Raw genomic sequence first — 15,264 nt, 5'->3', positions numbered from 1 at the left:
CGGCGGCGAACTCCCCGGCGTACCCACGTCTTGACGCAGTGCCGGGCATCCCGCCCGGATGCGCGTGCCGGTCCTGGGGAACACATCTCCATGCCGGCCCGACCGGTATCGGCGGAGGCAACCTGGGCACCACCACCGGCGACGGCGACGGCGGCGGATGCCAGGACCGGGCCCTTCGCGACACACATGTCGGCCTGCCGGCCCCGGCTTTCGGCGGCTCCCGCGACAACGGCCGACGCCGGACCCAGCCCTTCGGCCGGCGTCTGCCCCTTGCCCGGACCGCGGCGCGGGCGGTCCGGTTCCGCGCTCCCCCGGGCGGGTCACAGTCGGTGGTCGAGCGGTTGCGTGGAGAGATCGCCGAACGGACAGTGAGCTCAGGTCCCAGTGTTCGCCGAAAGGAATTCCCATGCGTGATCTGCCCGTCCGGCGTCTCGCCTCCACCGTCCTCTGCGCGTCCGTTCTGGTCGGTGTCACCGGCCCGGCGGCCGTCGCCGCCGACATGGCCCGGGAGCACGGGCGTACCGCGACCCAGGTGTCCGTCCCCGCGGCGCAGAAGGAGAGGCTGCTCGCCCGGGCCAGGGCCCTGGGCAGCGTGAACCCCGCGCTCGATCCGGTCGTCGAACTGCTCCACCAGTCGCTGGAGAAGGGCTCCCTTCCCGTCGACGAGGCCGCAAGGCTGGGGGCGGCGGCGAAGGCGGCCCTCGCCGGAGTGGCCGCCGGCCGGGCACCGGTCACGACGGTGAAACCCCCCACCACCCCCGCAAGCCCCGCGTCCACCGCCTCCGCGAGCCCGGCCGCCCCGGTGGCTCCCGCCGCGTCGAGGGCCGCGCGGCAGGCGCACCGCGCTGTGCCCGTGGCCCGGGACATCTTCGACGACGTGTTCTCCGCCCTCGAGACAGCGATCGACAATCTCGTGGAGGCGATCACCGGCGACTCCGACCAGCTCCTGCAGTCCGCCACCGACGTGATGTCCGGCCTGGAAAAGCTGCTGGAGGCGGACGTCACCGGGAGCGGCACGTCCGCGCCCAGCGTCGTGTTCCTGCCCGCGCCGTCCGCCCTTCCCTCGGAGTGACCCAGCCGCCGGCGGACTGACACGGGCCGGTGCCGGTGCGGCGCCGGCCGGCCGCCGGGGGGCTGACGCCCCGGTCCTCGCCTGGGCCGGTGTCGCGCACATGCGACACCGGCCCAGGGCGTGACCACAAACGCATCGCTCGGTCGTGCGGCGCGCTCCCGGGCGCTCCGGACGGGCCGGAAGCCGACGGACCGCGCAAGGGCCGCCGATACGGTCGCGCGCTGGTCTCAGTACCCGGTGCCCCCCCGCGCCGTGGACCTCGGCACGCTCGCGTGCTCGCCCGGACGGCCGGAACCGAGGCGGGCGACGGCCGGCCGCCCTGCCGGCTCGCCTGCTCCCCCGGTGACGGCGAGAGCTTCGGCCTGCTGGGCGCCGGACTTTCCGAGGACGGCACCCTCCCTCCCGTCCCGCACCGTCACGGCCCCGGGAGCGCGGCCGGTCACAGACGCACCCTCCGTATGGCCCTACGGCGGTGACCCCGCGCACCCTCGCCCGGTTAGTCCGGTACGGATATCTGTAGCCGGACGAGGAGCGAGCATGGTCGTCGGTGTAGGTGAAGTGAGGGCGGGTGCCCAGCAACAGGCCGGGACAGGGGCGGCCAGACCGTCCCGCAGGGAGATGACGCGGGGGCTGCTGGCCGTCACCGCCACGCTGGCGCTGCCCCCGGTCCTTGCCGCCTCCCGGCCCGTGCCCTCGACCGGGGAGCCGGGCGGCGGCTCCTTCGACGAGATCTACCGGGGCCGCCGTATCCAGGGCGTCCGCATGCCCGCGGTGGGGCGCGGGGCGGTCGGCGGCGAATGGCGGATCACCGTCGACGGCCGTCCACTGCATCTGATGCGCCGGGCGGACGGCACCTGGCTGAGCATGGTCGACCATTACACGTCGTACGGGACGCCGCTGGAGGCGACCCGGGCGGCCGTGGACGAGGTCGGTCCCGGCCGGCGGCTCCGCGGTCCGGCGCCGGACCGGTCCGGTGACGACTCCTCCGGCGCGCACCAGGGCGGCCATGCGCACACAGGGGACCGGCATGGCGTACGTGCGTAAGAACGTCAGCACCCTCACCGCCGGGGAACGGCGGCGGTTCGTGAACGCGCTACTGACGCTCAAGCGACGAGGTGAGTACGACGAGTTCGTGCGGATGCACCTCGACTACTTCGGTTCGGACGGCGAGCACGGGCTGCGCAGCGCGCACATGGCGCCGTCGTTCCTGCCGTGGCACCGCAGGTTCGTGCTCGAACTGGAGCGGGCCCTGCGCCGGGTCGACTCCTCGGTGACGGTGCCGTACTGGGACTGGACCCGGGACCGTACGACGACCTCCGTGCCGTGGACGAAGGACCTTCTGGGCGGGAACGGCCGGCGTTCGGACCGGCAGGTGATGACAGGTCCGTTCGCCTACTCGGCGGGCCACTGGACTCTCAAGGTGGGCGTCACCGACGGCAGGTTTCTCACCCGGGACCTGGGGCGCCCGGCCGCTCCCATCCAACTGCCCACCAAGAGCGAGCTGCAGTGGGCGCTCGACGATCCCGTCTATGACGCGTGGCCCTGGGACTCGACCGTCCGCAAGGGCTTCCGCAACAAGCTGGAGGGCTGGACGACCGGCAGCGGCAGCGCCTCCTGGCGCAACCACAACCGGGTGCACCGCTGGGTCGGTGGTGCGATGCTCGGCGGCGCGTCCGTCAACGACCCGGTGTTCTGGTTGCATCATGCCTTCCTGGACCTCCAGTGGTACCGCTGGCAGCGGGCGCACCGCAGCCACCGCTATCTGCCGGCCGAGCCGCCCGGAGCCGGTGACGCCCAGCACGGACGGGTCGTGGCCCGGCACCAGAAGCTGCCGCCGTGGAAGGAGACACCGGACCAGTTGGAGGACATGAGCCGCATCTACCGGTACGCGTGACCCCGTGTGCCGCGGTCGCGGCACGAACTCCTGCGCCCGGGCGCCGAATGTCGGCGTACCGGGTCTCGGCGTGCCGGGTCTCGCGTCCGGATGTGCCGGTCCGATCAGCCGTAGCCGTTGTCGCCGGGCGTTCCGTGGCGCGATGGTGCCGAGGGTGTTGCCGTACAGGTTGACCGGGACGTACGTCGGTACCTGAAGCGGGTTGCCGGGCAGCGCGCCGGGCGAACCGGCGCCCACGCCCTGAGTGCCCGCGGCGCCGGCGGCGACAGCGGTCGCCTTCACGATGTGAGACTTCCCCTCCCGTCCTCCTGTTTCCGCCGAAGCGCCACGGCCCCGCACGGGACGTGGGCACGGTCATCAGCCGACGACCCCCTTCGACGACATGCCATCCGTTGCACGGTGGCCTCGATCCGCAGAAAACGAGGAAGCGGCCCCCGAAAAAAGATCGGGAGCCGCTGGAAAAGGAAAACGAATGCTGGTCAGGAAGGCCGCGTCAGCTGCCTACCGTCGTCAGCGGTACTCGTCCTTCTTGAGGAACAAGTTGGCCTCGCGGACGCTGTCGCTGTCGTCCACGATGACGACCTTCTTGTTCTCCTCCTCGTAGTTCTTGGAGCAGTCGATGTTGTTGTTGGCCGAGGACAGGATCGGGATGTCGATCACCTCGATCGTGTCGCAGCTGAGGATGTACGCGCTGTTGTCGAACTTCGGGTTGTCGTCGTCGTCGGCAGCCGAGGCCGTGGAGGCAGCGCCCCCAGCCATGGCCAGCGCGGTGAGGGTGCAGGCGAGCGCCTTCTTGAGAGCCATGAGAAGTCTCCTTTGTTGGGATGATGGGGAGTCGAAAGCACGAGCTCTGGGGGGAGCGGCGCGCGTTCGGCGGCTGCCGCGCCCAGCGATTCGTGCGGGCGAATGACCAGGCGTCTGCAGCGCGACTACACCTAGGAAACGAAGCGGCAACCAGCGGGTTTTGCTCCAACGGAGTGAAGTGGGAAAGTGCGCGGCACCCGGCTGCTCCGCGTCTTCATCGGAAGGAACCCACGTCGGTTCAAGAAGTGGATCGGTGTGCAGCGGCGGCGGGAGGAGTCAGGCCGCGAAGGACGCCGTGCTGCTCACCGGTGGCGCCCGGCCCGCTACGCACCATGGCGGGTCGGCTCGGTACGTCATTCCGCGTGGCGAACACTTGATCCGCGCAGCAATGCCTCGTCTTGCGCGGCAACGCCGGCCGCACCGTGCCGAGCCTCTCTCGCTGTGTGCGGTGTTCATGACTGCTCTGCAAGGTGGAACCGCTCACGCATATGAGGGAGCCCGGAGGCTCGCTGACAGCACCTGGAACTTTTCCTGTGTGAGCATCGAAGTGCTCGACCTCCCAATCGCATCGGTGTCGCAAGCCGGCATCGATTGTTCGGGGAGCGGAGAGTCGGGCGGCAACGTCCGCAGTCCATCGGTAGAGGCTTCACCCGGTGGGAGCAACATCCGTCGGGCCGCAGATTCGTTCACTGATTGGTCGCGCTGGAAGCACAGCCCCACGCCATGGCTTACAGCGCGGTACCACTGAGTGCGGGTGACGCTCTTTCAGGAACTCACCTGTTCTCATGTTCCGACCCAACCCAACCCCACAGGAGACCCACATGGCTCTCAAGAAGGCGCTCGCCTGCACCCTCACCGCGCTGGCCATGGCTGGTGGCGCTGCCTCCGCGGCCTCGGCCGCCGACGACGACAGCTTCCTGCGCGACAACGGCACGAAGATCGCCAGCTGCGACACGATCGAGATCATCGACATCCCGATCCTGTCCTCGGCCAACAACAACATCGACTGCTCCAAGAACTACGAGGAGGAGAACAAGGAGCTCACCGTCGTGTACGACAACGACCACTACTCGAAGGCGAACATCTTCCAGAACAAGAAGCACGACTAGCAGGCACGCGCGGCTGTCGCTGACCCGCGGCTTCAACAAACCGTTCTGAGTCTCTCAGGCATCACCAGGACGGGCGTGAATAGCTGCTCACTGGTCAGATCGGAGCGGTCTCGGCCCCCGGGCCAGAGACCGCTCCGCACTTTCTCTCGCCATGTGTCAGTCCGGAAAGTGTTGAATCGAGAGTGACTTCCTGTTCCGCAGAGATGACCCCTCAACGTATGGCCCGGGTGCGGCGAGCCGTGGCCGCAGCCGTTGCCTGCCCACTCTGCCCGAGGCCCAACGAGGCTGACGCGAAAATCATCCTGGCTTCTTACCGGATATATACAGAGTGGCACGTGGGGACCATCGAGGTGTACGCGCGGGCCAAGCGTCTCGTCGGTGACGATGTATGGCGAGAGAACGCGTTGAGCTGGGTTGACGACTTCAACCGTGAACACGGCCACGGACCTACCTGGGACGCGTTCCGTTGCAGTGACACCGTGTGGTGCGAGCCGTGGGAAGAGATTTCCCCGGCCATCCGGTCCACCATCTTGCCCGTCCTGGCCGGCCGTGGGTACTTGGACGGAATGCGGACGCCGTACTCGATGTGCCGAAGTAAGCGCTCAGAATCGACGAAGTCGCAACAGGCGTCCTGTGTTCTCGGCATCGAAGAAGTCTCGTTCGGCACTGCGTGAGGCACTTCCTGGCGTTACGGAATCTCCGCACGCTCGTCTGCCGATCTTCAGAGGTTGATATGGAGAAGGTTCTATGAAGTTCAAGGGTGCCTTGGTCTGCGCCTTCGCGACACTGGCAGCTGCTGGTGGGGCCGCCGGCACTGTGCATGCCGCCGGCGGTGACACGCACAGCTTCGACAACGGCGGGCAGATCCTTAGTTGTGACGTTATCGAGGTCCTCGACCAGCCGAACGTGAATCCCGCCGACAACAACATCGACTGTTCGGCCAATGTCAAGAAGGAAGAGGTCGCGTCGGTGCACCTGGTGTTCGAAGCACTTCCCGTCGATTGCGAGCGTGGCTGACCGTAAGTCTTGTGCCTCACGGTGAACGGCCGATTATTCGGTAACGGACCGGACCGGACCGTTACCGTGGGCCGCGGGCATGGCGGCGACGAGGTCGTGTGCTGTCCGTAATCCCGCGTACCCGGATCGGTCGCCCGGCTTGCCGGGCGACCGATCCCTGCTGTCGGCGGGCCGTTCCTGGCGATGTGACGATCAGCGATGACGGGGCGGTGTCGTCGCCGCGTACCGCCCGCTGCCGGGCCTGCCGGAGAGCCCTGGCACTGATGTCGTTGATCTCGTTCGCGCGGGGCCGGCCCGCGCGTCACGGCTCCGGGGTGGCCGCGATCACCAGGGGCGGTGATGAGCTGCGCGTGACCGCGGACTCGCCCGCCGAGCGCCGGACGGCGGTCGAGGCGTTCCTCGCGGCCGGGGAAAGGGCGGCGCCGTTCTGCGGCGGACGTCCCACGCGAGCCTCCCTGCGTCGACGGGATGAGCCGGCCGTCCACGATTCCCGGCCGTGGGCCGGCAGCCGGCGGACCTGGACGGTGGTCCCCGCGACGTCCGTGCAGCAAAGGCCGAAGGGTGACCACGGGCTCCCGGCCTCATCGCATTCCCGCGCAAGACCATCGGCGGCTACGAGCCGAAGGCGCCCCGCCTCCTCTTTCCGGGTGAAGCCTGGAGATCCTGGCCGGGCTGTTCCGGAGGGCCGGGGAGAGGGCGCGGACATCGGTCCTCACCCCCAGGAGTCCGTCTCCCCGTCGGGCATCGCCCCCGGTCCGGGTCGCCGGGCGGACGGGGCGGCCTGTCTGCGCTCCGGCCCTGTCCTGTGTCGGTGGCGCCCCCGGCAGGACTCGAACCTGCGGCCAAGCGCTTAGAAGGCGCCTGCTCTATCCACTGAGCTACGGGGGCCGGGTGGGGTGGCCTCGTGCCTGGTGGCCTGGTGGGGGCCGATCCGTGACGGTGCCGGGATCAAGGATAGGGCTCCCGGTTCCTTGACCCTGTCGCCTCGCCTCCGTGGCTCGATGTGGAGGTTCGGTGAAGCGGTCCTGATAATCGCAGGCAGGTGCGAATCGTGCATCGCTTTTGGCGCCTGACGCACCGGGTGTTGTGTACTCGTTATGCCTGGACTGTGCCAGTGTCCCACTCATCCCTTCCGTCCGTTCTGTTCCGTCGGCGCGCAGACATGTCCATATGCTTCAGAATTCCCCTAAAATTGGGCATTCTTCGCATGTGGTGACCTTGGACGTACGGCCTCAGCTGCTCGACACACTCTCCGCTCTGCGCGACCGTGTCGCCGCCGCACGCTTTCCGCTGCCCCTGGCCGGGGCCCCACGCGCGCGTGCCAACCGCGACGAACTCCTCGCGCAGCTCGACGACTACCTCGTACCCCGATTGCGGCACCCCGAGGCGCCGTTGCTCGCCGTCGTCGGCGGCTCCACCGGCGCGGGGAAATCCACGCTGGTCAACTCCCTCGTCGGCCGGCGGGTGAGCGAGGCGGGCGTGCTCCGACCGACCACCCGGACACCGGTCCTCGTCTGCCATCCGGAGGACCACCACTGGTTCAGCGGCATGCGCGTGCTCCCCGCCCTCACCCGCGTGTGGGACCCCGGCCGGGACCCCGCCGAGGAGTTCCCGCCCACCGACGACGGGCACGCGCGCGTGCTGCGCGTCGAGACGGCCGACACCCTCCCGCGCGGCCTCGCCCTCCTCGACGCCCCCGACGTGGACTCCCTCATCGCGGACAACCGCGTCCTCGCCGCCGAACTGATCTGCGCCGCCGACATCTGGATCATGGTCACGACGGCCGCCCGCTACGCCGACGCCGTCCCCTGGCACCTGCTGCGCACCGCCAAGGAGTACAACGCGGCCCTCGTCACCGTCCTGGACCGGGTGCCCCACCAGGTCGTCTCCGAGGTCTCCCGGCATCACGGCGCCCTGCTGACCAAGGCCGGGCTGGGGGACGTACCCCGCTTCACCGTGCCCGAGCTGCCGGAGTCCGCCTGGGGCGCCGGACTGCTGCCCGCCACCGCCGTCGCGCCTCTGAAGAGCTGGCTCGTCCACCACGCCCAGGACCCCGCCGCCCGTCAGCACATCATGGCCCGCACCGCCTACGGCCTGCTGGACTCGCTGAAGTCCCGCATGCCCGAGCTGGCCGGCGCCGCCGCGGCCCAGTACGCGGCCGCCCTCCGGCTCACCTCCGCCGTGGACGCCGCCTACGACAGGGAGCACGCGCGCGTGCGCAGCCGCCTGCAGTCGGGCGCCGTGCTCGCCGGGGACGCCCTCAAGCGCTGGCGCGCCTTCCCCCTGGACTGCACCGCCGGAGAACTCCTCGACGCCCTCGTGGAGAGCCTGGCCGCCCTGCTGCTGTGCGCCGTTACCGCCGCCGACGAGCGCGTGGACGACGCCTGGCGCCGCGAGCCCGCCGCCCGCGCCCCCGAGCTGGCCGCCCGTGACACCTCCTCGGAGAGCTCCGAGCACCGCATCGGGCTCGCGGCCCGGCGCTGGCGTCGCGAGCTGGAGGAGTACGCCGAGGACGAGGTGCGGGTCCTGGAGCGCACCGGTGCCCCCGATCCCGAGGTGGTCGCCGCCCTCGTCGCCACGGCGGTGCTGGGCGGGCGCCGGGCACGTACCGCCGGAGAGGGGCTCGCCGAGCGGCTCGGCGCACACGGTGTCCTGCGGCTGCGCGACCGGGCCGGGCGGCTGCTCGCCGAGCACGTGGACCGCGTCATGCACACCGAACGCGAACGGCGCCTCGCCCCGCTCGACGCCCTGGACGTCCACCCCGAGCCCCAGGCCGAACTCATCGCCGCGCTGTCCGTACTGCAGAAGGAGAGGTGACCGATGACCGCCGTCACTGACCAGGACCACACGGAGCACACCGACCACATGAGGCGCACCGACAGCGGCAGCGGCGACACCGGGTCCCTGGAGCACGTCGGTCGCGCCCCCACGGGCGCCCCGGACGGCACCGAGCGCGCCGGCGGTCTCGCGCACGCGCGCTCCAGCCTGGCGAAGGAGGGGCCCGGCGACGACGGCTCGGATACCGGTGGTCGCCGCGAGGGGCGAGGCGGCGCCACGGACGACGGGGCCGGCGGCGGTCACGAGAAGGACGGCGCCGGGCGCGGACAGGGTGGTGGCGGGGGCGGCACCGGGCGCGAGGGGGGCGGTGGCGGTGTCCTGCACGCGCGCGTGCAGGACGGGAACGGCGAGCTCGGCCCGGACACCGGCCGGGAGCGCCCCGCGCGCGTACGCGAGGAGAACGCCGACCGCGACCGCGACCGTGGTCGTAGCACCGACCGTTACCGTGGTCGTGGCACGGACCGTGACCTCGGCCGTGACCTCGGTCGCGACACCGACCGTGACGCCGACCGCGAGCGCGACGGCCACCCCGAAGAAGGCCGCGATCGTCACGCCGTACAGGCCCCGGACCGGTACGGTGCACGGGACCGCGATCGTCTCGGTGCGCAGGACGGCGACCGGCATGGTGCGCAGGACGGCGACCGGCATGGTGCGCAGGACGGCGACCGGCACGGTGAAGCCGGCGGTAACGGGGACCGGCACGGTGAAGCCGGCGGCAGCGGGGACCGGGATCGTTCCGGGCGCGGGCGCGGCGCCGAGCAAGGCGTCTTGGTGCCCCGCCCCCACCCGCACCCCGCACGCTCCCCGAAGCCCCGCCCCGCATCCGGTGCCACGCCTCCCAAGACGGCCACCGCCACAAGCGCCGCCACCCCCGCTTCCGCCACGGACGGCGAAGCCGGTGCCTCCCCAGAGACCTGGGACGACGGCCTCATCGCCCGCCGCGTCACCGAAACCGGCTCCGCCGCCCTCGCCGCCGAGCGCGCCTCCGCCGGGGAGCAGCCGCACCGCGGCCCGAGCGCGCAGGTCCCGGTCCCGCTGGCGTACGACGGCCCGCTGCGCTCCCGGCTGAACGCCCTGCGCGAACTCGTGGGGCTGTCCCGTACCCGTCTGGACAGTCACACGCTCGCCGAGGCGGGCCGGGTCCTGGACGAGGCCGCCGCCCGCCGCAAACTCTCCGGCCGGCACACCGTCGTCGCCCTGGCCGGCGCGACCGGCAGCGGCAAGTCCCAACTGTTCAACTCGCTCGCCGGAGTGGCCATCTCGGAAACCGGCGTACGCCGCCCGACCACCGCCGCGCCCATCGCGTGCAGCTGGAGCGACGGCGCGGCGAGCCTCATCGACCGGCTGGGCATCCCGGGCCGGCTGCGCCGCCGCCCCATGCACAGCCCGGACAACGAGGGGCAGCTGCGCGGGCTGGTCCTGGTCGACCTGCCCGACCACGACTCCGCCGCCGTACAGCACCGCGAACAGGTCGACCGGATCCTGAAGCTGGTCGACGCGGTCATCTGGGTGGTCGACCCCGAGAAGTACGCCGACGCCATGCTGCACGAGCGCTATCTGCGGCCGATGGCCGGCCACGCGGAGGTCATGTTCATCGTCCTCAACCAGGTGGACCGGCTGCCCGGGGACGCCGCCGACCAGGTCCTGGACGACCTGCGGCGGCTGCTGGACGAGGACGGCATCGCGCTCGGCGAACACGGCGAACCGGGCGCCACCGTCCTCGCCCTGTCCGCGCTCACCGGCGAGGGCGTCGGCGACCTCCGCGAAGCCCTCGGCCAGTTCGTCGCGGAGCGCGGCGCGGCGGCCCGCCGGGTGGCGGCCGACCTGGACGCCGCCGCGGCCGGACTGCGGCCGGTGTACGCCACCAGGCGGCGGGTCGGCCTCACCGAGGAGGCCCGCGAGGAGTTCGCCGCGCGGCTCGCGGACGCGGTGGGCGCCACCGCGGCGGGCGAGGCCGCCGAACGCGCCTGGCTGCGCAACGCCAACCGGGCCTGCGGCACGCCCTGGCTGCGGCTGTGGCGCTGGTACCAGGGCCGTGGCGAGTCCACGACGGGACGCCACGCGGTCCGTACCCAGGCCGACGAGGAGGCCACGGCCCGTCAGCGGGTGGAGCAGGCGGTCCGTACGGTCGCCGACCGGGCCTCGGCCGGGCTGCCCGCGCCCTGGGCGCAGGCGGTGCGCGAGGCGGCCGTACGCGGCTCCCGGGGGCTGTCCGAGGCGCTGGACGCGCTGGCGGCGCGCGCCGGGCTGCCGCCGGGCCGCCCGCCGCGGCCGGGCTGGTGGCCGGTGGCGGTACTGGTCCAGGCGGCTATGACCCTGTTGCAGATCGTGGGCGGCGGGTGGCTCGCGGGGCAGATCGCGGGGCTGATGGCGCCCAACCTGGGCGTTCCGGTGCTGCTGATGGTGTGCGGGATCGTCGGCGGGCCGCTGGTGGAGTGGGGCTGCCGGATGGCGGCCCGGGGGCCCGCGCGGCGCTACGGCCAGGAGGCGGAACGGCGGTTGCGGGAGGCGGCGGCGGGCTGCGGCCGGGCCCGGGTGCTCGATCCGGTGGCGGCGGAACTGCTGCGGTACCGGGAGGTGCGGGAGCAGTACGGGAGGGTCGCCCGGAGCAGGGCCGGGGTCGTGTGAGCGGACCGGAGGGAGGGGGCGGACCGGAGGGAGGGGGCGGACCGGAGGGACGGGGTGGATCGGTCGGAGAAGGCGGATTGGTCGGAGGGGGCGGGCCGGCCGGAGGTGGGGGCGGAGGTCACCCGAGCGGGTGAGCGAGTTATCCACAGGCGGGCGGCCGTCCACAGCGCTCGGCGGGCTCGGCCCGACGGAGGCAGTCTGAGGTCACGGCGATCGCGGGACAGGTCCGGCCGCACAGGCGGCGGGCGGTGCGAGCGATCGGCGGGACGTGCGGGCGCGTACGGCAGTCGTACGCGCCGGCACGGCAGACGCAGCCGTACGGGACGGGCCCGTACGTGTGTCCGCCCGGCCGGAAGAGCGCGGGCGGGGGAGGGGAGCGAGACGTGAACGAGACCATCGTCTGCGTAGTGGGCAACGTGGCGACCCAGCCGGTCTACCGGGAGTCGGCGGCGGGCCCGTCGGCCCGGTTCCGGCTGGCGGTGACCGCGCGGTACTGGGACCGGGAGAAGAGCGCCTGGACCGACGGGCACACCAACTTCTTCACGGTGTGGGCCAACCGCCAGCTCGCGGTCAACGTGGCGGCGTGCGTGGAGGTGGGCCAGCCGGTCGTCGTCCAGGGCCGGCTGAAGGTCCGCACGGAGACACGGGAGGGACAGCAGCCGTGGGCCTCCGCCGACATCGACGCCGTGGCGATCGGCCACGACCTGGCGCGCGGTACGGCGCTCTTCCAGCGTGCGGCCAGGCCCGACGCACCGGCCGCGGTGCCCCGCCCGGAACCGAACTGGGAGACACCGGTCCGGGCGGACGCCCAGGACGACCCGGCGGGCCAACAGGCGCCGGAGCCGGTGCCGGTGACATGACGTCATGAACCGCAGGTGACGTTCCGTCAGCCGCGAAAACCGGTGGATTTGTCGATATGACCAGCTCATGAACGGTCCCGGCGATAACGATTACGGATCGGATCGGCCATCGGATCATCGGACCGGCAGGTTGGGCTCCGAGTGATCCATAGGATGCCGGGCGTGCCCCTAGGGGCTGCCGATTTCTGCTGGTGGGACCGTCCCCCACGTCCAACGGGTCCTGCTCGAAGGGGAATTCTGTGCTTGCTGCGCTCTCTGGGTTGCGCCGGTCCACCGGAACGGCACGCCTGGCCGCCGCCACGACGGTGTCCGGCCTCGTGGCGGCCGGCGTGCTGTCCGGCGCCGGTACGGCGGTGGCCGACGAGGCATCGCGGACCGAGGGCGGGGCGACGGCCACGAACAACGGTCTGAAGACCTACGGCGAGGCCGTGATCCACGAGGACGGCGGCGACCAGCGGGTCTCGGCGGGCCTGTTCGAGATGTCCGTGGACGGCGGCGGCACCCTCCAGACGTACGGCGTCGACCTGCGCAAACCGACCCAGCGGGACGCCAGATACCAGGAGACGCCCTGGAGCGGCACCTCGCTGGGCACCAACAAGAACGCGGGCCGGATCCGCTGGATAGTGCAGCACTCCTACCCCCAGGTCAACGATCTGGCCGCACTGGCGCGCAAGGCGGGCGTGCGCGGGCTGACCGAGCAGGACGCGGCGGCCGGCACCCAGGTGGCCATCTGGCGCTACTCCGACGGCGCCGACGTCGACGCCGTCGACCCACAGGCCGAGAAACTCGCCGACTACCTGGAGAAGAGCGCCCGCGGCGTCGGCGAGCCGCAGGCCTCGCTCACCCTGGACCCGCCCGCGGTCTCCGGCCGGCCGGGCGACCGGCTCGGTCCGGTCACCGTGCACACCAACGCCGGCGCGGTCACCGTGAGCCCGCCGGCCGACGCGGCCGGCAGCGGGGTGCGGATCGTCGACGAGCACGGCAAGGTGCTCACCTCGGCGAAGGACGGCAGCCGGCTGTACTTCGACATCCCCGAGGACGCGGCCGGGGGCGCCGACCACGCCCTGGACAGCGGGGGAGACACGGCCGAGCTGACCGTGCAGGCGTCCACGACCGTGCCGGTGGGCCGCGCCTTCGCCTCCGCAAGCCGCAGCCAGACGCAGATCCTGGCCGGCTCCAGCGAGTCCACCGTCTCCGCGACCGCCACGGCCGGATGGGCCGCCGACGGCCCGATACCGGCGGTGTCGGCCCGCGCGAACTGCGCCAAGGGCGGAGTGGACATCACCGCGGTCAACAGGGGCGGCGAGCCGTTCACCTTCCAGCTGATGGGCACCGGCCACACCATCCCCGCGGGCGCCACCCGCACGGTGACCGTGCCGCTCCAGGAGGAGCAGGCCTACGACTTCACGATCACCGGTCCCCACGGCTTCAGCCACCGCTTCACCGGCGTCCTGGACTGCAAGACCCAGGGCGCGGTCACGACGCAGACGGCCCAGCTCCCCAACCAGCCCAGCCCGGCCTCGGTCGGCGGCAGCGCCGTGCAGACCACCGACCTGGCCGCGACCGGCGCCTCCGCCCTCACCCCCCTGATCACCGGAGTGGCGATAGGCCTGGTCGTGATCGGCGGCGCGGTCCTGGTCGTCCTGCGCCGAAAGGACACGACACCGGAGGCGTGAGAGCGCCGGGCGGGAGAGACAGGGCGGGGCCGGGGGCGACGCAGGCGGGGCGATGGGGGCGGGGTGACGGGCGGAGAAACGCCCCGCCCGTGAGCCCGGCCGCCAGGCTCACGGACGGGCGAAAGGGAGCCCGGCGCCCCTCTCAGCAACCGATCGGTGACGAGCCGACGGCCACGTCGTCGAACCACAGGGTGTCGTCACCGGCGCCGTAGCTCTCCCAGCCGAGCCGGAGGGCGGTGGGCCGGGGCGGGGTGGTGCGGGAGAGCCACTGCTGGTCGATGTCCTGCGTCGGTACGCCGTCGGCGTGCAGCCCGGGCACCTGCTGGTCGCCCAGCCAGGTGTCCAGTTTGGGCGCGGAGGTGTCGATGGCGAACCGCAGGCACTGCCAACTGCCCGTCGGCAGCGGCCTGCTCAGCGCCACACCGGCCGGGCTCTGCGCGGGAAGCGTGGCGTCGTCGCTCTCCCGGTTCCACTGCAGGGCGCCGTTCTGTCCGCCGACCCTGAGCGCCCGGCCGCCCTGGGAACTGTCCGGCATGGAGACGAAGGTGACGTGGGAGGAGGGAAGCGCGGTGGTGTGCCGGACCCACATACGGACGTACAGCACCGGGCCGGCCGTCGACAGGTCGGCGGTGGCGGCGACGAAGGCGTGGTTGCAGTAGCCGGCCCGGCCGTCCACCCGGAGGGACTTGGTGCCGCTGTGCGCCACGGCCGTGTCGACGGTGGCCGTGCCCGTGCCCTGGCAGTCGGGCGCGGTGAAGCGCCAGTCGCCGGACGGGGAGGGGCCGGCCTGGTTCTCGAAGTCGGAGCACAGCACCGAGCTGCCGCATTCGGCCGGCGGCTGGGTGGGCGAGGGGGTGCCCGGAGTGGTGGGCGGTGTGGTCGGCGGCTCGGTCGCGTCGCCACCGCAGGAGACACCGTTGAGGCTGAAGTCGGTGGGCGCCGGGTCGGCGGACTGCCAGGTGCCCTGCACGCCGAAGTCGGCGGCGGCGCCACTGGGCAGGGCGGCGTTCCAGTCCGTGCCGGCGGCGGTCACGGAGCGGCCGGTCTGGGTGACGGTGGCGTTCCAGGCGGAGGTGATGCGCTGGTCACCGCCGTAGGTCCAGGTCAGCCGCCAGGTGCTGAGCGCGGGGCCGAGGTTGGTGACGCGGACCTGGGCGGTGTAGCCGCCGGACCACTTGTTGACGGTGTAGTCGACCCGGCATCCGGCGGCGGACCCGGCGCCGGCACCGCTGGCGGGGGCCGCGACCAGGAGGGACACCGCCAGCCCGAGTATGGCCACGGCTGCCGTCCAGGGCGTGCGCACCCATCGCGGGCACCGGGTGGGGAGTGGGGGCATGTGCGTCTCCTGGGAGGTGGGGGAGGTGGG

13 protein-coding genes, 1 tRNA gene and 1 pseudogene are annotated in these 15,264 nt (G+C 72.1%); 10 read left to right on the top strand and 5 right to left on the bottom strand.

What is annotated here, in order from left to right; all coding sequences use genetic code 11:
• Positions 1-406: 406 nt before the first annotated feature.
• The 3 genes from ABD350_RS29145 (at position 407) to ABD350_RS29135 (ending at position 2,966) form a co-directional block, all read left to right on the top strand.
• Positions 407-1,072, top strand: a complete 666-nt coding sequence (locus tag ABD350_RS29145) for a hypothetical protein (RefSeq protein ID WP_344351687.1) — start codon at positions 407-409, stop codon at positions 1,070-1,072.
• A 537-nt stretch (positions 1,073-1,609) separates the two neighbouring features.
• Complete coding sequence (locus ABD350_RS29140; protein ID WP_344351685.1) at positions 1,610-2,116, top strand: tyrosinase cofactor; 507 nt, start codon at positions 1,610-1,612, stop codon at positions 2,114-2,116.
• Positions 2,100-2,966 carry a tyrosinase family protein gene (locus ABD350_RS29135; protein WP_344351683.1) on the top strand — a complete coding sequence of 289 codons (867 nt, stop codon included), beginning with the start codon at positions 2,100-2,102 and terminating at the stop codon, positions 2,964-2,966. The genes ABD350_RS29140 and ABD350_RS29135 overlap by 17 nt, the downstream gene beginning before the upstream one ends.
• Before the next feature lie 147 nt (positions 2,967-3,113).
• On the opposite strand, the pseudogene ABD350_RS29130 reads toward ABD350_RS29135, so the two are convergent.
• Positions 3,114-3,248, bottom strand: a pseudogene (locus ABD350_RS29130) (chaplin family protein); the annotation flags it as partial.
• A 228-nt stretch (positions 3,249-3,476) separates the two neighbouring features.
• The gene (locus tag ABD350_RS29125) at positions 3,477-3,770 is read right to left on the bottom strand and encodes a hypothetical protein (protein WP_344351681.1); all 294 of its coding nucleotides are present in this window, start codon (positions 3,768-3,770) and stop codon (positions 3,477-3,479) included.
• An 821-nt stretch (positions 3,771-4,591) separates the two neighbouring features.
• Between ABD350_RS29125 and ABD350_RS29120 the strand changes: the two genes are divergently transcribed.
• From ABD350_RS29120 to ABD350_RS29110, 3 genes are all read left to right on the top strand, one after another.
• Entirely contained in the window at positions 4,592-4,879 is a 288-nt protein-coding gene (locus tag ABD350_RS29120; RefSeq protein ID WP_289971594.1) for a hypothetical protein, read from the top strand.
• 335 nt (positions 4,880-5,214) lie between these two features.
• A complete protein-coding gene (locus tag ABD350_RS29115) occupies positions 5,215-5,553 on the top strand; it encodes a hypothetical protein (RefSeq protein WP_344351677.1) in 339 nt (112 codons plus the stop codon).
• Between the two features lie 73 nt (positions 5,554-5,626).
• Complete coding sequence (locus tag ABD350_RS29110) at positions 5,627-5,896, top strand: hypothetical protein (RefSeq protein WP_344351676.1); 270 nt, start codon at positions 5,627-5,629, stop codon at positions 5,894-5,896.
• Between the two features lie 301 nt (positions 5,897-6,197).
• Here ABD350_RS29110 and ABD350_RS29105 read toward each other — a convergent pair whose 3' ends face one another.
• Both ABD350_RS29105 and ABD350_RS29100 read right to left on the bottom strand, forming a co-directional pair.
• Positions 6,198-6,341 (bottom strand): hypothetical protein, encoded by a 144-nt coding sequence (locus ABD350_RS29105; protein ID WP_344351675.1) that lies wholly within the window; start codon positions 6,339-6,341, stop codon positions 6,198-6,200.
• A gap of 367 nt (positions 6,342-6,708) precedes the next feature.
• Positions 6,709-6,784 (bottom strand) — tRNA-Arg (locus tag ABD350_RS29100).
• A 321-nt stretch (positions 6,785-7,105) separates the two neighbouring features.
• Here ABD350_RS29100 and ABD350_RS29095 point away from each other — a divergent pair.
• From ABD350_RS29095 to ABD350_RS29080, 4 genes are all read left to right on the top strand, one after another.
• Complete coding sequence (locus tag ABD350_RS29095; protein ID WP_344351673.1) at positions 7,106-8,713, top strand: dynamin family protein; 1,608 nt, start codon at positions 7,106-7,108, stop codon at positions 8,711-8,713.
• 3 nt (positions 8,714-8,716) lie between these two features.
• On the top strand, positions 8,717-11,362 hold the full coding sequence (locus tag ABD350_RS29090; protein ID WP_417801518.1) for a GTPase: 2,646 nt from the start codon (positions 8,717-8,719) through the stop codon (positions 11,360-11,362).
• Between the two features lie 383 nt (positions 11,363-11,745).
• On the top strand, positions 11,746-12,222 hold the full coding sequence (locus ABD350_RS29085; protein ID WP_344351671.1) for a single-stranded DNA-binding protein: 477 nt from the start codon (positions 11,746-11,748) through the stop codon (positions 12,220-12,222).
• Positions 12,223-12,482: 260 nt separating this feature from the next.
• Positions 12,483-13,898: a TQXA domain-containing protein gene (locus ABD350_RS29080; protein WP_344351669.1), complete on the top strand. Its 1,416-nt coding sequence runs from the start codon at positions 12,483-12,485 to the stop codon at positions 13,896-13,898.
• Positions 13,899-14,040: 142 nt separating this feature from the next.
• Here ABD350_RS29080 and ABD350_RS29075 read toward each other — a convergent pair whose 3' ends face one another.
• A complete protein-coding gene (locus tag ABD350_RS29075) occupies positions 14,041-15,234 on the bottom strand; it encodes a cellulose-binding domain-containing protein (RefSeq protein ID WP_344351763.1) in 1,194 nt (397 codons plus the stop codon).
• Positions 15,235-15,264 lie beyond the last annotated feature (30 nt).

It is taken from the genome of Streptomyces nogalater (assembly GCF_039532885.1).
GTDB classification, from domain to species: Bacteria; Actinomycetota; Actinomycetes; order Streptomycetales; family Streptomycetaceae; genus Streptomyces; species Streptomyces nogalater.
This window is presented reverse-complemented; position numbering and strand designations above follow the sequence as displayed.